General features: G+C 42.7%; 22 protein-coding genes and 1 pseudogene. All 23 read right to left on the minus strand.

Annotated features, from left to right (window positions below; translation table 11 throughout):
• Positions 1–11 precede the first annotated feature (11 nt).
• Positions 12–533, minus strand: coding sequence for a ribosome recycling factor (gene frr, locus CALPO_RS0102330; RefSeq protein ID WP_245589901.1), 522 nt, complete (start codon positions 531–533; stop codon positions 12–14).
• 40 nt (positions 534–573) lie between these two features.
• Positions 574–1,284, minus strand: coding sequence for a UMP kinase (pyrH, locus tag CALPO_RS0102335; protein ID WP_026485892.1), 711 nt, complete (start codon positions 1,282–1,284; stop codon positions 574–576).
• A gap of 95 nt (positions 1,285–1,379) precedes the next feature.
• On the minus strand, positions 1,380–2,030 hold the full coding sequence (gene tsf, locus CALPO_RS0102340) for a translation elongation factor Ts (RefSeq protein ID WP_026485893.1): 651 nt from the start codon (positions 2,028–2,030) through the stop codon (positions 1,380–1,382).
• A gap of 21 nt (positions 2,031–2,051) precedes the next feature.
• Positions 2,052–2,759 (minus strand): 30S ribosomal protein S2, encoded by a 708-nt coding sequence (gene rpsB, locus CALPO_RS0102345; protein ID WP_026485894.1) that lies wholly within the window; start codon positions 2,757–2,759, stop codon positions 2,052–2,054.
• A 122-nt stretch (positions 2,760–2,881) separates the two neighbouring features.
• The gene (locus tag CALPO_RS0102350) at positions 2,882–4,198 is read right to left on the minus strand and encodes a DUF342 domain-containing protein (protein WP_169736177.1); all 1,317 of its coding nucleotides are present in this window, start codon (positions 4,196–4,198) and stop codon (positions 2,882–2,884) included.
• A 14-nt stretch (positions 4,199–4,212) separates the two neighbouring features.
• A complete protein-coding gene (locus tag CALPO_RS0102355; RefSeq protein WP_026485896.1) occupies positions 4,213–4,947 on the minus strand; it encodes a sigma-70 family RNA polymerase sigma factor in 735 nt (244 codons plus the stop codon).
• A 22-nt stretch (positions 4,948–4,969) separates the two neighbouring features.
• Positions 4,970–5,452, minus strand: a complete 483-nt coding sequence (locus tag CALPO_RS0102360; protein WP_026485897.1) for a chemotaxis protein CheD — start codon at positions 5,450–5,452, stop codon at positions 4,970–4,972.
• On the minus strand, positions 5,452–6,072 hold the full coding sequence (locus CALPO_RS0102365) for a chemotaxis protein CheC (protein WP_051585785.1): 621 nt from the start codon (positions 6,070–6,072) through the stop codon (positions 5,452–5,454). Before CALPO_RS0102365 ends, CALPO_RS0102360 begins: the two co-directional genes overlap by 1 nt.
• Entirely contained in the window at positions 6,072–6,503 is a 432-nt protein-coding gene (locus tag CALPO_RS0102370) for a chemotaxis protein CheW (RefSeq protein ID WP_026485899.1), read from the minus strand. The genes CALPO_RS0102365 and CALPO_RS0102370 overlap by 1 nt, the downstream gene beginning before the upstream one ends.
• Positions 6,504–6,517: 14 nt before the next feature.
• Complete coding sequence (locus tag CALPO_RS0102375; protein ID WP_026485900.1) at positions 6,518–8,464, minus strand: chemotaxis protein CheA; 1,947 nt, start codon at positions 8,462–8,464, stop codon at positions 6,518–6,520.
• 5 nt (positions 8,465–8,469) lie between these two features.
• Complete coding sequence (locus tag CALPO_RS0102380) at positions 8,470–9,075, minus strand: flagellar brake protein (protein WP_026485901.1); 606 nt, start codon at positions 9,073–9,075, stop codon at positions 8,470–8,472.
• Complete coding sequence (locus CALPO_RS0102385) at positions 9,066–9,917, minus strand: MinD/ParA family protein (protein WP_026485902.1); 852 nt, start codon at positions 9,915–9,917, stop codon at positions 9,066–9,068. The genes CALPO_RS0102380 and CALPO_RS0102385 overlap by 10 nt, the downstream gene beginning before the upstream one ends.
• A gap of 3 nt (positions 9,918–9,920) precedes the next feature.
• The gene (locus tag CALPO_RS13050) at positions 9,921–10,910 is read right to left on the minus strand and encodes a flagellar biosynthesis protein FlhF (RefSeq protein WP_051585786.1); all 990 of its coding nucleotides are present in this window, start codon (positions 10,908–10,910) and stop codon (positions 9,921–9,923) included.
• Complete coding sequence (gene flhA, locus CALPO_RS0102395; protein ID WP_026485903.1) at positions 10,907–12,952, minus strand: flagellar biosynthesis protein FlhA; 2,046 nt, start codon at positions 12,950–12,952, stop codon at positions 10,907–10,909. Before flhA ends, CALPO_RS13050 begins: the two co-directional genes overlap by 4 nt.
• Positions 12,949–14,037 carry a flagellar biosynthesis protein FlhB gene (flhB, locus tag CALPO_RS0102400; protein ID WP_026485904.1) on the minus strand — a complete coding sequence of 363 codons (1,089 nt, stop codon included), beginning with the start codon at positions 14,035–14,037 and terminating at the stop codon, positions 12,949–12,951. Before flhB ends, flhA begins: the two co-directional genes overlap by 4 nt.
• Positions 14,037–14,795 (minus strand): flagellar biosynthetic protein FliR, encoded by a 759-nt coding sequence (gene fliR / locus CALPO_RS0102405; protein WP_026485905.1) that lies wholly within the window; start codon positions 14,793–14,795, stop codon positions 14,037–14,039. The genes flhB and fliR overlap by 1 nt, the downstream gene beginning before the upstream one ends.
• The gene (gene fliQ / locus CALPO_RS0102410; protein ID WP_026485906.1) at positions 14,792–15,061 is read right to left on the minus strand and encodes a flagellar biosynthesis protein FliQ; all 270 of its coding nucleotides are present in this window, start codon (positions 15,059–15,061) and stop codon (positions 14,792–14,794) included. The genes fliR and fliQ overlap by 4 nt, the downstream gene beginning before the upstream one ends.
• 9 nt (positions 15,062–15,070) lie before the next feature.
• Positions 15,071–15,739, minus strand: a complete 669-nt coding sequence (gene fliP / locus CALPO_RS0102415) for a flagellar type III secretion system pore protein FliP (protein ID WP_026485907.1) — start codon at positions 15,737–15,739, stop codon at positions 15,071–15,073.
• Positions 15,732–16,010 (minus strand): flagellar biosynthetic protein FliO, encoded by a 279-nt coding sequence (gene fliO / locus CALPO_RS0102420; protein ID WP_026485908.1) that lies wholly within the window; start codon positions 16,008–16,010, stop codon positions 15,732–15,734. The genes fliP and fliO overlap by 8 nt, the downstream gene beginning before the upstream one ends.
• 1 nt (position 16,011) lies before the next feature.
• Positions 16,012–16,373, minus strand: a pseudogene (locus CALPO_RS13055) (response regulator).
• Positions 16,374–16,389: 16 nt separating this feature from the next.
• Positions 16,390–17,481, minus strand: coding sequence for a flagellar motor switch phosphatase FliY (fliY, locus tag CALPO_RS0102430; RefSeq protein ID WP_035172007.1), 1,092 nt, complete (start codon positions 17,479–17,481; stop codon positions 16,390–16,392).
• Complete coding sequence (gene fliM, locus CALPO_RS0102435) at positions 17,471–18,466, minus strand: flagellar motor switch protein FliM (protein WP_026485910.1); 996 nt, start codon at positions 18,464–18,466, stop codon at positions 17,471–17,473. Before fliM ends, fliY begins: the two co-directional genes overlap by 11 nt.
• 9 nt (positions 18,467–18,475) lie before the next feature.
• On the minus strand, positions 18,476–18,892 hold the full coding sequence (locus CALPO_RS0102440) for a flagellar basal body-associated FliL family protein (RefSeq protein WP_026485911.1): 417 nt from the start codon (positions 18,890–18,892) through the stop codon (positions 18,476–18,478).
• Positions 18,893–18,945 lie beyond the last annotated feature (53 nt).

Genomic DNA, 18,945 nt, shown 5'->3' on the forward strand with positions numbered 1-18,945 from the left:
TCTCACCTTTTTTATATCTCCATGATCTCCGCTTCTTTTTTAGCGCAAATCTCGTCTACTTGCTTTATATACTTGTCCGTCAGTTTCTGCACCTCGTCCTGGCCTTTTTTCATCTCGTCTTCCGATATCTCCTTGTTTTTCTCCATCTTTTTAACCTGGTCAATAGCCTCTCTGCGGACATTTCGTATAGCAACCCTGCTGGTCTCTGCGATTTTGTGTACCATCTTGACCATTTCCTTTCTCCTCTCTTCTGTCAATTCAGGCAGGACCAGCCGTATCACCTTGCCGTCACTGGTGGGATTCAACCCAAGGTCAGAAGTCTGAATGGCCTTTTGAATCAAGTTAAGGGAAGAAACATCCCACGGCTGAATCACTAAAACCCTGGGTTCAGGTACACTAATTGTGGCCAGCTGATTGACGGGCATAGCGGTACCGTAATAATCCACCTTTACCCTTTCTAATATAGCGGGATTTGCTCTCCCCGTCCTTATAGATGCAAGCTCTTTTTTAAAATTCTCTACTGCTGCTTTCATATTTTTCTCAGCCGCTGAATACACATCCTTTAACATAAAATCACTCCTTTACCACTGTTCCTATATTTTCTCCGAGGATTACCCTCTTTATATTGCCTTTTTTAGTTAGATCAAACACGATTATAGGTATGTTGTTGTCCATGCACAGTGAAGTAGCTGTGGAATCCATCACCCCTAAGCGCATATTTAAAACATCTTTATATGTAAGCTCATCAAACTTTTTAGCTTCCTTATTTATACGAGGATCGCAGTCGTACACGCCGTCTACCTTTTTTGCCAGGAGTATAACATCTGCATCTATTTCAGCAGCTCGCAGAGCCGCTGTAGTATCCGTTGAAAAAAAAGGACTGCCAATTCCCGCTGCAAATATAACAACCCTGCCTTTTTCCAGATGCCTTATAGCTCTTCTCCTTATATAAGGTTCTGCAACCGCTCTCATCTCAATAGCGGTCTGCACTCGTGTAGGGATATTTCTTTTTTCCAGAGAGTCCTGCAGCGCCAGGGCATTTATAACCGTCGCCAGCATCCCCATGTGGTCCGCTGTGGACCTGTCCATCCCTATGCCACTTCTTCCTCTCCATATATTTCCCCCACCTACCACTACACCTATATCCACGTTAAGTTTTTTTACCTCCGCTATCTCCTCAGCTATCTGATTCACTGTATCAAAATCTATCCCAAAGCTTTTATCTCCTGCTAACGCTTCTCCCGATATTTTAAGTATAACCCTATTGTACACGGGTTTTTCCAATTTTAGCCCTCCTCAATGATATATTATATTCTCTGTAACTTATAAAAATCCTCTTTAATTCGTGAAAAAGGGAACACCATGGTGTTCCCCTTGATTTAACGATTAAGCTCCCGGGCCACTTCCTCAGCTATGTCGCATTTCTTCTTTTCTATGCCCTCGCCTAATTCAAATCTCGCAAATCTCCTTATAACTACGTTTTCGCCAATCTTGGCAATTAACTCATTTAAAAGCTGCTTTATGGTCTTGCTGTCGTCCCTGATAAAAGGTTGCTCCAAAAGGCAGACCTCTTTATAATATTTTTCCAACCGCCCTTCCACCATTTTCTCGACCACTTTATCAGGTTTGCCCTCGTTCTTCGCCTGGGTCCTGTATATCTCTTTTTCCTTCTCCACGACGTCCTCAGGCACTTCTTCCCTACTTATATACTGGGGATTGGCAGCAGCGATCTGCATGGCGATGTCGTGCACGAAATTCTTAAAATCTTCCGTCCTAGCCACGAAATCCGTCTCACAGTTTACCTCAACGAGAACGCCAATCCTGCCACCGCCATGGATATAGGACGTCACAATGCCCTCCGCGGCAACCCTTCCTGCCTTTTTAGCAGCAGCAGCAAGGCCCTTCTCTCTCAATATTTCAATAGCTCTTTCCATATCGCCTTGGGCTTCGGTCAAGGCTTTTTTGCAATCCATCATACCGGCACCGGTACGCTCTCTAAGCTCTTTAACCATTGATGCAGTTATTTCCATCTCGAGATACCTCCAATTTTATCATTCTTGTTCTGCCGTCATCTGCTCACCCTGCCGACCTTCTAAAACGGCATCTGCCATTTTCTGCGTGATCAACTTGATAGCGCGGATAGCGTCATCATTACCGGGAATAGGATAATCTATCTCATCGGGATCACAGTTGGTGTCCACTATGGCCACCACAGGTATATTAAGGCTTCTTGCCTCTTTTACCGCTATTTGCTCCTTGCGAGGATCAATTATGAAGAGCGCATCAGGTAACTTGGGCATATTTTTAATCCCGCCCAGGTTTTTCTCCAGCTTTTCCTTCTCTTTTTTCAACGCGTTAACTTCTTTTTTAGGCAATACATCAAAAGTGCCGTCCTGCTCCATTGCCTCTAACTTTTTCAAGTACTCCACGCGGTTCCTAATAGTCTTATAATTGGTCAGCATTCCTCCCAACCATCTCTGGTTGACGTAATACATGCCACACCTTTCAGCTTCTTCCTTGACCGCATCCTGGGCCTGCTTTTTCGTGCCTACGAACAAAAGTATGCCGCCCTCTGCAGCCAAATTCCTCACAAATTCATAGGCCTCTTCTACCTTCTTTTCTGTTTTCTGCAGGTCGATAATGTATATGCCGTTTCTCTCCGTGAATATATACTTGGCCATTTTGGGATTCCAGCGTCTGGTCTGATGGCCAAAATGCACGCCTGCTTCCAACAATTGTTTCATTGAAATAATTGACATCAAAGCACCTCCATTGGTTATTCCTCCATAATCCGCATTTTCGCACGGGGCCAGGGGCACCTCCATGCGAATTGGATTATGTGTGTTTTATTTTTATCATTATTATGATACCATCAAAGTCTTTATATGGCAAGTACTTTTATACGTCCCTCAGAGTAAATTATCTTGCAGTGCCTTATCTCGTCCTTTACAACCATTATTTCCTCTTTTATCTTTATCTTAACCCCTGAGTAAAGAATATCTGTAACCACCACATAGGGATTTTCACACTCTGACACTTTGGTGTTCTTCACAATCTCTTCAAGCTCATGTTGCTTTTCATCCAGTTGTTTTATCGCAAACAACGCTTTTTTTAGAAGTTCTTTTTCTCCCGAAGACAAAAAGGGTTTTCCCCTGAGGTATTTAACCGTTTTCGCCAATTCCTCTATTTCTTGTCTTACTTTTTTTAACTCGCCGTTTGCAATGTCGTAACTTTCCTTTTCTTTAAAGTCACACCCTACTTCTATCTCTGTATAAGTAGCCATAGGTGAACCTATGATTTTCGCTTCTATGAATTTATAAGCGCACACTCTACCGCCCACTATCAAGCCCTTTTTACCACTTACAATTATATTGCCGTTAGCCTTCACATAACTGTGCATTATGGCGCCGCAGCGTATATCATTGTTTACTTCAACTTTAGTATTTTCCAGATAATAGGCTTTGAGACTGCCTTCTGAGACAATTGAAGCTCTATTTTTGCCCTTTACCCCTCTTCCAATCACTATATCACCTTTACTATACAGCACGCTGTCTTCCACATTCCCCCCTATTTTTATATCCCCTTCTGCTTTTATCTCAAACCCTGAATACACGTCGTTGCGAACCACGATGTTGCCCACGAAATTTATGTTACCCACCGACATATCTACATTTTCTATCTCTAAAACAGGTAGCACGCTTATTTTCCCGTCTTTGATAAACAGCTGACCATCTGTCATAGAAACAAACGCGCCGTTTGCCAATATCACGTTTTGGCCACACTTTATCTTAAGAGGTCTGCCCGGTTTAGGCTTAACAGAAGTTCCCATTACATCTTTACCTTCTGTGCCCGGTGTTGCTTCTGTAACCACAGCTATTATGTCCCCTTTTTTTACATTATGGACTATGTTGAGAGACCTGTAATCCACGCTGCCGTTGTCCATAATTTGCGGCTTTCCGCCCTGTACCACACGCCTAAAGTCCACACGGGCATCTTTCCCATCCTTGGGTTCTTTTCCTTGAGCGATTAAAATGTCCTCGCCGTACACCGGCGCATTAGCTAATTCTTTGATCACGTCGTGCATTATGCCGTATACGACTTTTCGCTCAGACAGAAATTTCTCAATGTCTTTTACATCGGGTCTCACGCCCTCCTGTAGGTTTATATACGCCTTCATCCTGTCATTGCTTATACGCAATTTTATGCCATCCATTATATCACCTGGCTCAGGAAGTTTTCCCTTTTTAAAAACTCCTTCAACTTTTTTATAGCCTGAGAGTGTATCTGAGATATTCTGGACTCTGTAACCCCTAATATCATCGCGATTTCTTTATACGTCAACTCCTCCACGTAATAGAGAGACAACACCAACTTTTGCTTTTCTGGAAGCCCTTCAATAAACTTTTCTAAAGATTCCCTCATCTCACGGTCTTCCACGATTTTATCAGGGGTACCAGTTGACGGGGGGATGTTTAATGTCCCATTTTCAAATATTTCTTCCAATGACAATATATTGCTGATATTGGCATAATTCAAAAGCTTATAGTACTCATCCAGAGAGATGCCCACCTCTCGTGCGATTTCGCTATCGCTTTTATCCCAACACCTGTCCACAACCTCCTGCAGCGCCTTATATTTTTTGCGCAGGGATCTGGGCATCCAGTCCATCTTCCTAAGATAGTCGATAACCTCACCTCTTATCCTGTATACAGCGTAAGTCTCAAATTTTACTCCTTTCGAGCTATCGTACTTTTCCACCGCATCTATAAGCCCCAGTATACCTTGATTTAAAATGTCGTCGTAATCGCTGCTCTCGTAATTAATTAATATGCGCTTTATCACGTATTTCACCAGAGGCAGATAATAAAGGACTATCTGGTTCCTGACTTCAATAGTGCGTTCTTTTTCATACTCATGCCACAATTTATCGATATCCAGGTCCTGCATTGTTTAAATCACCCCGCCAGCATTAAAGAATTTTCACTCCCCGGCCTATGGTCTTTACCACAAGAGATCCATCTTCTAGATGCAACTCGATAGTCCTGCCGTATGTTCCCCCCACATCTTTTGCCACTATGGGTATTCCTCTGGACTTAAGGACTTTTATAGCTGCCTCGATATTCCTATCACCGATTTTCAACCTCTCGTCAGATGACTTGATTTCAAACATCCTGGCACCTCCTGCCAGCTTGCTCACAAGCCTGTCGGTAACAGCACCCATCGCTTTTAATTTTTCCAATACCACATCTATGGCAGTATCTGCAAACTTGCCTTTAGTGGAATTAGCGCTGTACTGATGACTGCAGGGAAGCATTATATGAGCCAGACCACCTACTTTTAATACAGGATCATACAATGTCACTCCTACGCAGGATCCTAACCCTATGGTCACGAGCACATCAGGAGCTTTGGAAACACCGTAATCTGCCATGCCTATCCTGATGCAACTCATCAGCAACCTACCCCGAGGTGTTTCATAATTCTCCCTATGCCTTCTACATCAGGAATTAGGAATATATAACCGTCGATCCTCTTATCGTTCTCTAAAAATTCAGTCTCGATGTACAGCGCGTAATCGCCTACTTCGCCAAACTGTACAGCAGGAACGCTTAATATAGCTCCAGCCATATCTGCCGAATAGGCGGGGGGAGATATCGTCAATTTCAAGTTCATCAAATGGGAAAGAGCGTTGACGTAGCTGGCTACCAGGATATTGGATATTTCCGAAATAGCAGAGACTTCCATGTCGCCGAAATCCCCGTCAGCCCTATTACTGCCTAGCACAATGTCTACAACCTCTCTGGCTGAGCTCATATTCAACACAAACAGTATATTCGCCTTGATATCCCCTGTCATCTCAAAAAAAACTCCTGCTACCTTTTCCTCGGGGTTCCCCATCAAATCCGGCACCTGACTCAATTTGAGTATCTTCACCATGGGCACATGCATATCCAATTTCTTACCTGTCATCGCCGATAAAGCAGTTAACGCATTGCCTGTCCCGATGTTGCCCAGTTCTCTGAGGACATCCAGATAAAGGCTGTTTAAATTGCTGACATCCACTGTTTCCATTATATCATCACCTTTTCAGGAGTCGTCAGCTTCTCTACATTGAGGATGTTTACAATCCGTTCTTGATGCCTTATTATGCCGCTTATGTACATCTTATCTGATTCGCTCAAATCAACCGCATCTCTTTGAATGAGATGCTCGTCTATATCTACTATAGAAACCTCGTTGCCTATGAGCAAGCCAATTTTATAATCCTCTCTGCTCACTATAAGCACCTTATGAAAGTTAGACAAATCCCCTCCATCGTCCTGTTTTAATAAAGCCGATGGATTGATAATAGGTATAATTTCACCCCTCAGGTTAATCACACCTACAAGGTAATCAGGAGCTAAGGGGACTCTTGTAATAGGCAATCTTTTTTCAATGCTGACCGCCGACTGGATATCCACTCCAAAGCTCTCGCCTGATATCTGAAAAATCACGTATTTCATAACAATCATCTCCTTTACAACAGCAGTATAATGTCAATGATCAGCGAGATATCGCCATTGTTCAAAATAGTAACGCCTGATATAAACTTGTAATCTGATAGGTACTTGCCAGGTGATTTTATGACGATCTCCTCCTGTCCCAGCACCTGATCTACTACCACCCCTACCAGCCTATCTCCTTTTCTCACCACGAAAACCTGCATGGCCTCGTCATCAGATGACCCATCGATTTTCAGCAAATCCTTTAACCTGACCAGAGGTATTATATTGCCATTGTATACAAAGGTATCCCTGTTCCTAACCTTTTTAACCTGTTCTCTTTTTATATCAACTATTTCAATGATGGTACTCAAAGGTACAGCAAATGTCTCATCGCAGACTTTTACCAATAAAGCTTCAATCATCGAAAGGGTGAGGGGAAAACTCAATAGAAATGTAGTGCCTTTGCCTTTTTCTGTTATAACGTCGATATTGCCTCCCAGCTCTTCCACCTTGTTCTTTACCACATCCAGGCCTACGCCTCTTCCCGATATCTCTGTGACCTGTTCAGACGTGCTAAAACCTGACATAAACAAAAAGTCAAGAATCTGGCTTCTGGTAAGTGAGTGAGCTTCTGAAGGATCCACAAGCCCTCGGCTCACCGCTTTTTTTATTACCCTGTCCATGTCTATTCCCTTGCCGTCATCAGAAACCTGAATCACAATCTTATTACCATCATGATACGCTTTGAGGGACACCGTACCCGTCTCAGGCTTTCCCAACCTCAGGCGTTCCTCAGGCCCTTCTATACCGTGGTCTATGGAGTTCCTTATAAGGTGTACAAGGGGATCTGCCAGTTCGTCAATTATGGTCATATCGACTTCTGTGTTCTCCCCTTCCATTACAAAGTCGATCTTTTTGTTCAATGTCCTGGACAGATCTCTCACCATGCGGGGAAATCTCTTAAATACCCTCTCTATAGGTTCCATCCTCAGGCTCATTACCGCGTCGTGCATGTCTGACGTTATCCTGTCAAGGTAATCTAACGCTGCTGTGATTTCTTCGCTTACATTGCCCAAGTAGGACTTCACCCTGGACTTAGTTATTAAAAACTCTCCTACGAGGTTCATCAATTCGTCTAGCTTGTTCACGTCAACCCTTATGGACTTGGTAAGTTTCACTACACTTTCGCCGTTCTTTTTAAGCGAAGGGGTATTTTCTTTGCCAGCGCTGTTGTCGTTGTCAAATTTCAGCGGAGCTACTTCCACTCCTTGTATTTCAGAAATATCCAAAATGGCCTGTTTTAAATAAGATTCATCGGCTTTAGTTATAATATCCAGCAGAAGTTTCTCGCCGATATTGCCTTTTTCGATTTCCTCCACACCAGGCTCTGAATTGATTATATCACCCATATTCTGGAGCGTATTGAACACCACAAAGGCCCTGGCGGCTTTCAGCTGGCTTTCTCTGTCTATGGTTATGTTGACCCTGAATACATTATATCCCTGCTTTAATGCGCTTTCTACCACGCCTTTTTCGTATTCCTCGGCAGACCCTCTGATTTGCGCTGACACAACCTCGGCGCGTCCACTCTCTCCCTGTCCGCTGCCTCCCGTATACTTATTCAGCGCTTGTATCAGCGGACCTACATCAACTTCTCCCTCCTGGGCTGTCCTTTTGATGTTGTCCATCATGCGCTCAATGGCATCAAGGCACTTAAACAGCATATCTATAACGCCGTTATCCACAGATAACGAGCCGTTTCTTATGCCTTGAAGCAAGTCCTCCATGCCATGGGTCAAATCCGCCAACCTGTTAAAACCCATAGAAGCAGCCATTCCCTTTAACGTATGGGCGGATCTGAAGATCTCGTTTACCAACTCAGGCGATTGACCCGCCTCTAAGTTCATTATACCGTCGTTGAGGTTTTCCAGGTGTTCCTCACCTTCATCTACAAAAGCCTGTAGGTATTGAATATCCATAAACCTCACCCTTTCCTAATCCTTTTTCGCTGGCTTTCAAATATAAATTTTATTATCTGCTCTCTCTCGAACCTTTTGATATTTATAAAACAGATACCTAAATCAAACCCTTTTTCTACTTTACTGCACCTTATAACTTTTCCCGTTAAATTTAACTCTTTTCCATCCAGCGGCAGCAATATGTCGATCACATCGCCAGTTTTCAGTTCTAAATCGGCTACCATCCTCAATCCACCGCCGCTTACGTCCTTTAATATACCGCTGTGGTAATCTTCCTCATCGCTTCTTTTGTACTTTACATCCCTCACCGTCTGAAGTCTGTAATACTCCCTGCGCTGTATCCTCATTACCTCACTAATCCTACGAACTACCAGGCCATCCACGTTTCCATTGCTCTCTTTAAGGTCTACTACACCGTAAAACTCATAGATGCCATTGGGCCTGAAAAACCTTATATTGAGCATTTCTCCTAAAGGAATAAATACATTGTAGCCGTGAGATACAGGAACCGCTATGAAATACCTCTCACCGTCGTAAATATCCTGTACCTGCGATACATAAGTATTTCCCTCAAATATTACCTCAATTCTTTCACCGACGCTTAAGTCCAAATATTTTCCCCCCTCCGGAAAAAGCTTAAAAACCTTTTTATCCCTTCATAGTTGACATTATCCCTATTGGTCAGTTTCAACGCTATGTCATACAAGCAGCGGGCTGCATTGCTCTTAGGAAAACCTATGGCAATGGGCTCCTGGGCTTTTACAGACCTTACCACGTTCTTGTCGTCCAACACATACCCAAGGCTTTTTACCCTCATTGATAAAAAACGACCGATCACATCAGAAAACTTCTCTGCTATTTGCTGTCCTTCCCGCGGGGATTCAACCTTATTCACTATAAAGCTAAATGACTTGCTGCCATCTACCTTGCTCATGGATTTCACCAGAGCGTAGCCATCGGTTATGGAGGTGGGTTCAGGAGTGACCACCAGTATAGGCTCATCAGCTGCATATACAAATTTTCTAACCATCTCTGATATTCCCGCACCTGTATCTACAATAACATAATCTGCACAATAATCCAATAACAAAAAATTTTGAATTAAAAAATCCAGCTGTTCCTTTTTTATATCTGCTAGCTCCTCAATACCGTTACCGGCAGGAACAATTTTTACATCAGCAGGACCCTGGATCATTATATCTAAAATGCTCTTTTCTCCGTTGATCACATCGGATAAATTGTACTTTGAGCTTATGCCCATTATCACATCCACATTGCCCAATCCCAGGTCTGCATCAACTATAACCGTCCTGTACCCCATTTTGGAGAGAAATATGGCAAGGTTCACCGCTATGTTAGATTTTCCCACGCCGCCCTTGCCGCTGGTTATGGTTATCAGCTTTGATGACCTTCTGGCTTTAACCTTCTGTCTCAAGCTCTCAGCTTGATCCATAGCTCAAATCCCTCCCAGTATTTGCTCTACGACCTTTGCAGGATTTAAGATCTCGATGTCATCAGGAACGCTTTGCCCCACCGTCACATATGAAAAAGGAGCATCTGTAAGGTATCTGGCTTCCACTATCCCACAGAGATTCTCCGCTTCATCCAGCTTGGTAAATATAATTTTGTACTTTAAAAAGGAAAACTCTTTGAGTATTCTCGCTATATCGCCGTATTTGGAGGCGGAATTTATAACCAGATAGATTTCGTCCATCTTAACGTTTTTAATCAGGTCTTTGAGGTTTTGCATCTGATACGGGCTCCTGTGATTTCTTCCCGCTGTATCCACAAACACGATGTCCTTGTCTTCAAATGCCTTTATAGCGAGGGATAGCTCAAAACTGTTGTCTACAACCTTTATAGGCGAACCGATCATGTCCGCGTATGTTTTCAATTGTTCAGCAGCAGCTATTCTATACGTATCTGCCGTGATAAACGCCACATCTTTATCGTAATTTAACGCATAATTAGCAGCCATTTTGGCAATGGTAGTGGTCTTACCTACTCCTGTAGGCCCCACAAAGAGCACCACTGTAGGTTTTGAGGTAATTTTAAGAGGTGATGCAAAGCCTATTTTTTTGATAAAATAGCTCTTTAACTCTTTTATATCTTCCATATCCTGACCGGCTATTGCAATTTCCTTGGCTACCTCAGGGCTAAAACCAGCCTTCAACATCTTGTTGTATAGATTATCGTCATCGCTTTGGCTTTTTTGAGCGTGTATCTCCTGCCTCAACAGCTCAATGTCTTTTTTAATGGTGCGCAGGTGATCCTGCTTTGAGTCTACAGCTGCTATAACCTCTATCTTGGACCTGCCAAAAAGCCCTTTTATTCCTCTCTCTCTGTACTTGGCTGTGTGGAGAATAATGGCATCTTCACCTAACTCGGACTTTATTTTCATACGCGCTTCCAGCATATCGTTAACTATATACTTTTTTATCATCATGAAACGGTCACCTTCCAAAGAACATCAACTGTGATCTCCGGCAGCAATTCATTATAAGAGAGCACAGGGATATCTCTAAATACATGTTCTGTAATCTGCCTGACATATGGCCTTATAGCCGGCGACGTGAGTATCACCGGTTGCTGTTCTGAAAAAACAAATTTTTTCAACCCTTCTGCTATGCTGTTTACTATAGCGTTAATAGTCCTGGGATCCAATGACAGATAAGAGCCCAACTCCGTCTTTTTCACAGAATCAGATATGAGGTTCTCTAACTGTGGGTCCAGTGTGATGGCGTGGATTTTGTTGTTGACAGCAAAGAGATTGCTTATAGTCCTCCTGAGGGACTGCCTTACGTACTCTGTAAGCACATTCACGTCTTTTACATGGGGACTGTAATCAGCCAGCGTCTCCAGTATGGTCACCATATCCCTCACCGGTATTCGCTCTCTCAACAGATTGCAAAGCACTTTTTGAACGTCGCCTAAAGACATGTTCTTCGGTATGAGGTCATTTACAAGGGCCTCGTCCTCAGATTTGATGTTATCTATGAGCTGCTGCACATCTTGCCTCGTTATTATCTCATGGATATGCCTCTTCAACACCTCTGTTAAATGGGTAGCGATAACAGAAGTAGCATCTACAACGGTATACCCTGCCATTTCCGCCTTTTCCCTCTGGCTCTCGCTGATCCATACAGCAGGGAGCCCAAAAGCCGGCTCTTTTGTCTTGATCCCTACAAGCTCTTCTGTGGCGCCTCCAGGGTTCATTGCCAAGTAGTTATTGGGTATAACCTCAGCTCGGGCAACTACATTGCCGCGAATCTTTATGGTGTATTCGTTGCTACCCAACTGTATATTATCCCTAAGCCTTATCATAGGTATCACAACCCCCAGTTCCAGCGCCAACTGTCTCCTTATCATGACTATCCTATCCAAAAGGTCGCCGCCTTGCTTTACATCCGTAAGGGGTATAAGCCCATAACCAAACTCCAGTTCAATAGGGTCAACTTTGACAAGAGGTAATACATTTTCAATTTTCCGCATCTCTTCCGCCTCTTTAACGGATTTTGCTTCCACTTCTTTTGCTTCATTGACCTTGTAGGATTGCTGAAGGGTGTAACCAAGATAGCCAAAAATGCCTGCCATTATAAAATTGGGTAGTTTAGGCAAGCCTATAAGCCCCATAAAGGCCAGCAGAACTGCCGCTATCATGAGAATCTTTGGCTGAACCAACAGCTGCTTTAAGATGTCGTTGCCCAGATTGGAATCAGAGGCAGCTCTGGTAACAATGATACCTGTGGCTGTGGAGATTAAAAGCGCAGGTATCTGGGATACCAGGCCATCCCCCACTGTAAGCAATGTGTACTTTTGGAAAACCCCCATTATATCCATTCCTGTATTAAAGACAAGTCCTATCACTATGCCGCCGATTATGTTTATCAACGTTATTATAATGCTGGCTATTGCATCACCTTTGACGAACTTACTGGCACCGTCCATAGCCCCGTAAAAATCCGCTTCCCTTTGTATTTCCTGCCTTCTTCTTCTGGCCTCCGCTTCGTTTATGATACCTGTGTTCAGATCCGCGTCTATAGCCATCTGCTTTCCCGGCATAGCATCAAGGGTAAACCGGGCTGCTACCTCCGCTACCCTTTCCGCTCCCCTGGTTATGACGATAAACTGTACTACGATGATTATGAGAAAGACTATAAGGCCTACGACAAGATTGCCTCCGATGACAAAATTCCCAAAGGCCTGTATGACATCTCCTGCATAACCGTCTTTGAGTATAAGCCGTGTACTGGATATATTGAGAGCCAGCCTAAACAGGGTTGTTATGAGCAACAGCGATGGAAATATAGAAAAATCCAGAGATTTATTTATAAACATAGTGGTGAGCAATACCATTATTGAAATGGATATATTAAGGGTTATCATCACGTCAAGTACATGGGGAGGTAAAGGAATTATTATCATCATCACCACAACGAGTATGATCACAGATACGGTAATATCCCCATATTTTAACCTTCCACTCAATCTCTCACCCTCTTCTCCCGATTGATGCTGTAGACAAACGCTAGCACTTCTGCCACAGCATAATAAAGCTCTTCAGGTATCATCTGCCCTATGTCTACCATATGGTACAGGTTTCGCGCCAGTTCCTTGTTCTCCATGATGGGTACGCCATTTTTCTTAGCTTCTTCCTTTATCCTCTGGGCCAGGAAATCAACGCCCTTTGCTACCACTACAGGGGCAGCAGCGATCTTAATATCGTATTTCAGCGCTACAGCGTAATGGGTAGGATTAGTTATAACCACATCCGCCTCTGGGACCTGGCTCATCATCCTCCTCAGCGCCGACTTGCGCTGTCTCTCCCTGATCCTGGACTTTACATGGGGATTACCTTCCATCTCCTTTATTTCGTCTTTTACCTCCTGTTTTGTCATCATAATACCACGTTCAAAATCCCACCATTGATACAGGTAGTCCAAAACCGATATTCCCAGGATCAACATACCGGCTTTTAATCCTATTTCTACCACTGCTTTTACCAGATAATTGTTGATCTCCTCAATGCTCATATCTAAAAGCTGTGGAAGCATATCTATCTGCGACTTCACTGTGGTGTATAGCACAAAACCGATTAGCGCTACCTTTACCAACGACTTTATAAGCTCAACAACTCCCTTGGTGGAAAATATCCTTCTAAGCCCTTCTAGTGGGTTAAGCCTTTCCAGCTTAAAGCCCAAGGCCTCTCCTGTAAAGATAAATCCCACCTGACCGTAATTGAGAAGCAATCCTGTAGCCGCGGTCAATAGAGCTATGGGAACTACTATCTTGGCCGCTGTGGTGAGAATAAATACGAAAAATTTCTGAAGATTTGCCACGGTGTACAAATCGCTGTGATTGAGCACATAGGATGTGAATAAGTCTTTTATAAAGCTCTCCATTGTAACGGCGATGAAGGGAAACAAAGCGTTAAAAGCCAGAATAGACACCAATATAATAGCAGCAGCGGTCAAATCCCTGCTCTGAAAAACGTATCCTTTTTTCTTTAAATCCTGCCTTTTTTTAGGGGTGGCTTTTTCAGTTTTCTCTTCCGCAAAAAGCTGCAATAACATCACATCAACCTCAATATCCTAAGGTTATTGTAATCTATCCTGTTAAACAGCACATCCAATACCACGAGAAACATAGGCAACATAAGCATTATCACCCCAAACCCTATGAGTATTTTTAAAGGCAGCCCATTTATAAACACGTTCAGCTGAGGCACCGCCCTTGAGAGCAAAGCCAAGCTTACATCTGTAAGAAATATGGCTATTAAAACAGGGGCGCTTATTTTAATTCCCAAAACGAGCATTTCACCGAATACCTGTACCAGCTGACCTATCATTGAATCACTTATCACCATGCCGCCCACAGGTACCATGCGGTAACTGGCCACTAAAGCCTCAATGAGCCTATGATGTCCATTGGTAACAAGATAAACCATCAGCGAAAAATAGAATATAAAATTTCCCATAAGAGGCATGGGAGCCTGGGTAAAAGGGTCAAAGAGATTGACCATGCCAAATCCCATTTCCAGATCCATGACTTCACCTGCCACATAAAGGGCATTGAACAACAAGCGGCTTACAAAACCCATGGCCATGCCTGTGATAAATTCTTGCAAAAGCACAAGGGTCAACGTTATAAAATCCTTTGGAGGAGCAGCAGTTATAAAAGCCGATTGACCCACTATATAAGTCAGCGCTGCTACCAATACCGCCTTTACGTACATCGGAATGACCCTCGAACTAAAAAATGGAGCGAATGCAAAAAGTCCCGAAATTCTAAACAATACACATACGTATTTTAAAAGCGCCGCAGAAATCATCTTATATACCTCTGTATATTCAACAAAAGATCTTGAGTGTAATTGGTCATTACCGTCATCATCCACGGTCCAAAAATCAGAAGCACAATTACCACAATAGCAATTTTAGGTATAAACGTCAAGCTCTGCTCCTGTATTTGCGTCGTAGCCTGAAACACGCTGATAATCAACCCTATGAGCATGGATAGAAGCATAATAGGCCCTCCTATAAGCAGTGCCGTATATATAGCTTTTCTAGCCAGATCGATTACTATTGCCTGATCCATTTAACCACCTCATCTAAAACTCATAACGAGGGACTTAACCACCAGGTTCCAACCGTCGACCATTATAAACAGCAGCAGCTTAAAAGGCAAGGAGATCAGTACAGGAGGGAGCATAAACATGCCCATAGACATAAGGACACTGGACACCACCATATCGATAATCAAAAAAGGGATATATAGTATAAATCCTATTTCGAAACCCGTCTTTAACTCGCTTATAATAAACGCCGGAATCAGCGCAGAATTAGGCACCTGATCCAGCGACGTAACTTTTTGCCCTTTCATATCCATAAATAAGGCCAAATCGGCTTTGCGCGTCTGTTTAAACATAAACTGGCGCAATGGCTCCATTGCCCTTTTATACGCCACATCCTGGGTTATCTGCCCTTTGATATAAGGCTGTAAGGCGTTCTTGTTTATATCCGCTGCCACAGGGCTCATTATATAAAAAGTGAGAAACAAGGATAGCCCTATGAGGACCTGATTGGGCGGAATCTGCTGGGTACCCATTGCATTTCTCAAAAAAGAAAAAACTACAATTATCCTGGTAAAGGACGTAACCATTATTAAAATAGATGGCGCCAGCGTAAGCACCGTAAGCAGCAACATAAGCTGAACAGCCGTGGACATATTGTTGGGGTTATTCAATGCGTTTTTTAATAAATCAAGGCTATTCATCCTGGTCACCTGTGCTATTTACATCTTTTGCTTTGCCCAGATCCTGTATTAAATTCACGCTGCTATTTGTAACGCCAATGAGCATGCGCTTCTCCTCCACTTCCACCACCATCAGTTGTTTATCCTGTCCTATCTGCAGCACATCCACAACCTTGATGTACTTGCTGTCCGTCCTTACCATGCCCTTCTTTTTCAGCAACAACAATATAAAATACGCTATGGATATTACAATAACCAGGGAAAAAATCGTCCACAATATCTGAAAAAGCATATCACTTACCTATTATTTTTTTAACGGCTTCTATAACTCTATCGTGCTGAAAGGGCTTTACTATAAAATCCCTGGCCCCTGCCTGTATCGCCTCTATGACCATGGCTTGTTGCCCCATAGCTGAACACATCACAATTTTCGCATCAGGATCTATGGCTTTTATATTTTTCACTGCTTGAATGCCATCCATTTCGGGCATCGTTATATCCATTAAAACCAGATCGGGCTTTTCTTCTTTATATTTTTCTACTGCTACAACCCCGTTTTCAGCTTCGACAACAGATTCGTACCCATTTTTTTCAATATATCTTTTAACATCATCCTCATAAAAGCCGCATCATCTACAATAAGAATCTTCTTCATAATCTCACCCTCCATTTTATAGAATTTCTATGATCCTAACGCCAAAATTCTCGTCAATAACCACAACCTCGCCCTTTGCCACATTTTTGCCATTGACCAGGATATCCACAGGCTCCCCTGCTGCCTTATTTAATTCAATAATGGAACCGGGACCCAATTCCAATATTTCTTTAATAAGCTTATGAGTCCTGCCCAACTCCACGGTAACCTCAAGGGGCACATCTTTTATAAGTCCAATATTGGTGGAAAAATTTCCCGCAGGCTCCTCGTCGAACTCCTGAAATTTAACTGGGGAAACTTTAACAGCTTCTCCTTTAGGCTTATCTGCTCCCTCCATAGCAACGCCAGCAGCCACGGTAAAGTCTTCTTTTTCTTTAGCACCGCTGTTTTCAGCAGGTGCTGCCATCTCTTTAGTAGCATCTGCTGAATCATCCTTCTGCTCGCCATTTAATATCCTGCCTACCAGATCTTTGGCAAAATCCAGTGGTAGCAGCTGCATAATCTCGCTGTTTATTATATCTCCTACCACCATCTTAAAGGCAACCTTGACTATCTTCTGGCCGTATATAGGTATATCCTTTATTTCATCAGAATCAAAATTAACCACATATACTTTAGGTGGAGATATGTTTATATTCATGTACAGCATGCTGGAAAGAGAAGTAGCAGCAGATCCTACCATTTGATTCATGGCCTCTCCCACAGCGCTTAAAACTATCTCGGACATTTCCATTTGGGTATTGGTGCCGTCTCCACCCATCATGAGATCAGCGATTTTTTTAGCATCCTCTTCTTTTAAAATCAGCATGTTAAACCCTTTTAGGCCTTCCACGTACTCCACCAAAATGCCCACATAGGGTATATGATACTCCTCTTTAAGTTCTTCCCATGTCAATACCTCTACCTCAGGCGTGGTTATAGATACTTTGTTGTTGAGCAACGTGTAAAGAGTGGTGGCAGATGTACCCATACTAATATTGCCTATCTCGCCCAGCACATCTTTTTCCTGCTCCGTGAGATCTTGCTCTGGTTGAGAAGAGTCTCCTTCGTTGCTTACCGCTCTAAGAAGCGCATCAATCTCCTCTTGCGACAACATATTATTGTCCATCGCCTTCACCTCCTTCGACTGTACCCATCACCTTTACCGCAAGCTTTTTTTTGTATAAACCAGGTCTTGCGCGAAATTTGGGCTTCCCGTCTATCATTACTATTATATCGTCGTTTACGGTGTTATCCAACCTTATAACATCACCTATTTTTAAATCCAGAAACTCCCCTACGCTAATATGAGTTTTACCCAAAATTACCTTAATGTCAACATAAGATTTTTTTATGCTCTTTTCTATCTTTTCAAAAGCTCCATGGTTTGTGATTTCGTTGTTTCTTGTAAACCACGACTTAGTGGTTAACTTTGCCACGATAGGCTCTATAACCAGGTATGGTATACAAAAATTAATAAATCCCTCTTTATTGCCTATCGTTATCTTTATGGGCACTACGACGACTACGTCATTGTGCGATACAATTTGGACAAACTGGGCATTGGTCTCTATCCTCTCAATGCTTGGCTTTAATTCAACCATCACCTGCCAGGCATCTTTTAATATGTTGACGATACGGCTGATTAACTTGCGCATCAGCGCCAGCTCTATCTCTGAAAAATCCCTGTCTATATCAGACCCTTCACCATTACCCCCTAGTATCCTGTCCACCATGGTGAATACCGTATCGTTGTATATCTGCATTATGATAGAACCCTTAAGAGGTGAGAAGTCAATAATCGTAAAAAGAGCCAAATTGGAAGCAGCAGCTATGAACTCGTAGTAGGTTATTTGTTCAGGGGTATTGGTCTCCATGTAGACATTGGTACGCAGGTAACCTGACAAAAAAGTTGATAGAGACCTGGAGAAATTTTCAAAAAGAAAACCTATAGTCCTTAACTGCTCCTTTGACAATTTATTGGGTTTTTTAAAATCGTAAACTTTTAGCGTCCGCTCTTTCTGTATGTTTTTAGTCTCGTTTATATCTAGAGCCCCCGAATTCAAGGCGTTAAGAAGTTCATCGATTTCGCTCTGGGACAGTACATCTGCCATAAAATTCACCTACTGTACTATAAAATTGTCGAAATATACGTTGATGATCTTGCCTCTCTGCAATATGGCGTTAACCTTAGAGAGTATCAATTGTCTGATTTTATCCTGGCCTTCTGACCCAGCCACTTGATTGGATGTTTGATTCCTCAAAATCGCTATAATGGCATTGCGTATAACAGCATTTTTCTCCTTCAGCTCTTCTTCAACCTTTTTATCGTTTATCTCAAATTCCACATTTATCTTTATGTACCTGTTATCATCCTTAAGGTTTGTTATGAGATCACCGTCAATAGTGTAGAAATAAGTTTGAGGCTGAACGCTGACGTTGGTACTGCTGCCCATGGTTTGCATGTATATAAAGTAAGCAAGGCCACCAGCTACTAACATCAACAAAATAATTATTACTACCAGATATCCATTCTTCATTTTAAAACCGCGTACACTACCTGTGGTAGATACTACGGATTGCACCTCCTTAC

The organism is Caldanaerobius polysaccharolyticus DSM 13641 (assembly GCF_000427425.1).
In the GTDB taxonomy this organism is placed as follows: domain Bacteria; phylum Bacillota; class Thermoanaerobacteria; order Thermoanaerobacterales; family Caldanaerobiaceae; genus Caldanaerobius; species Caldanaerobius polysaccharolyticus.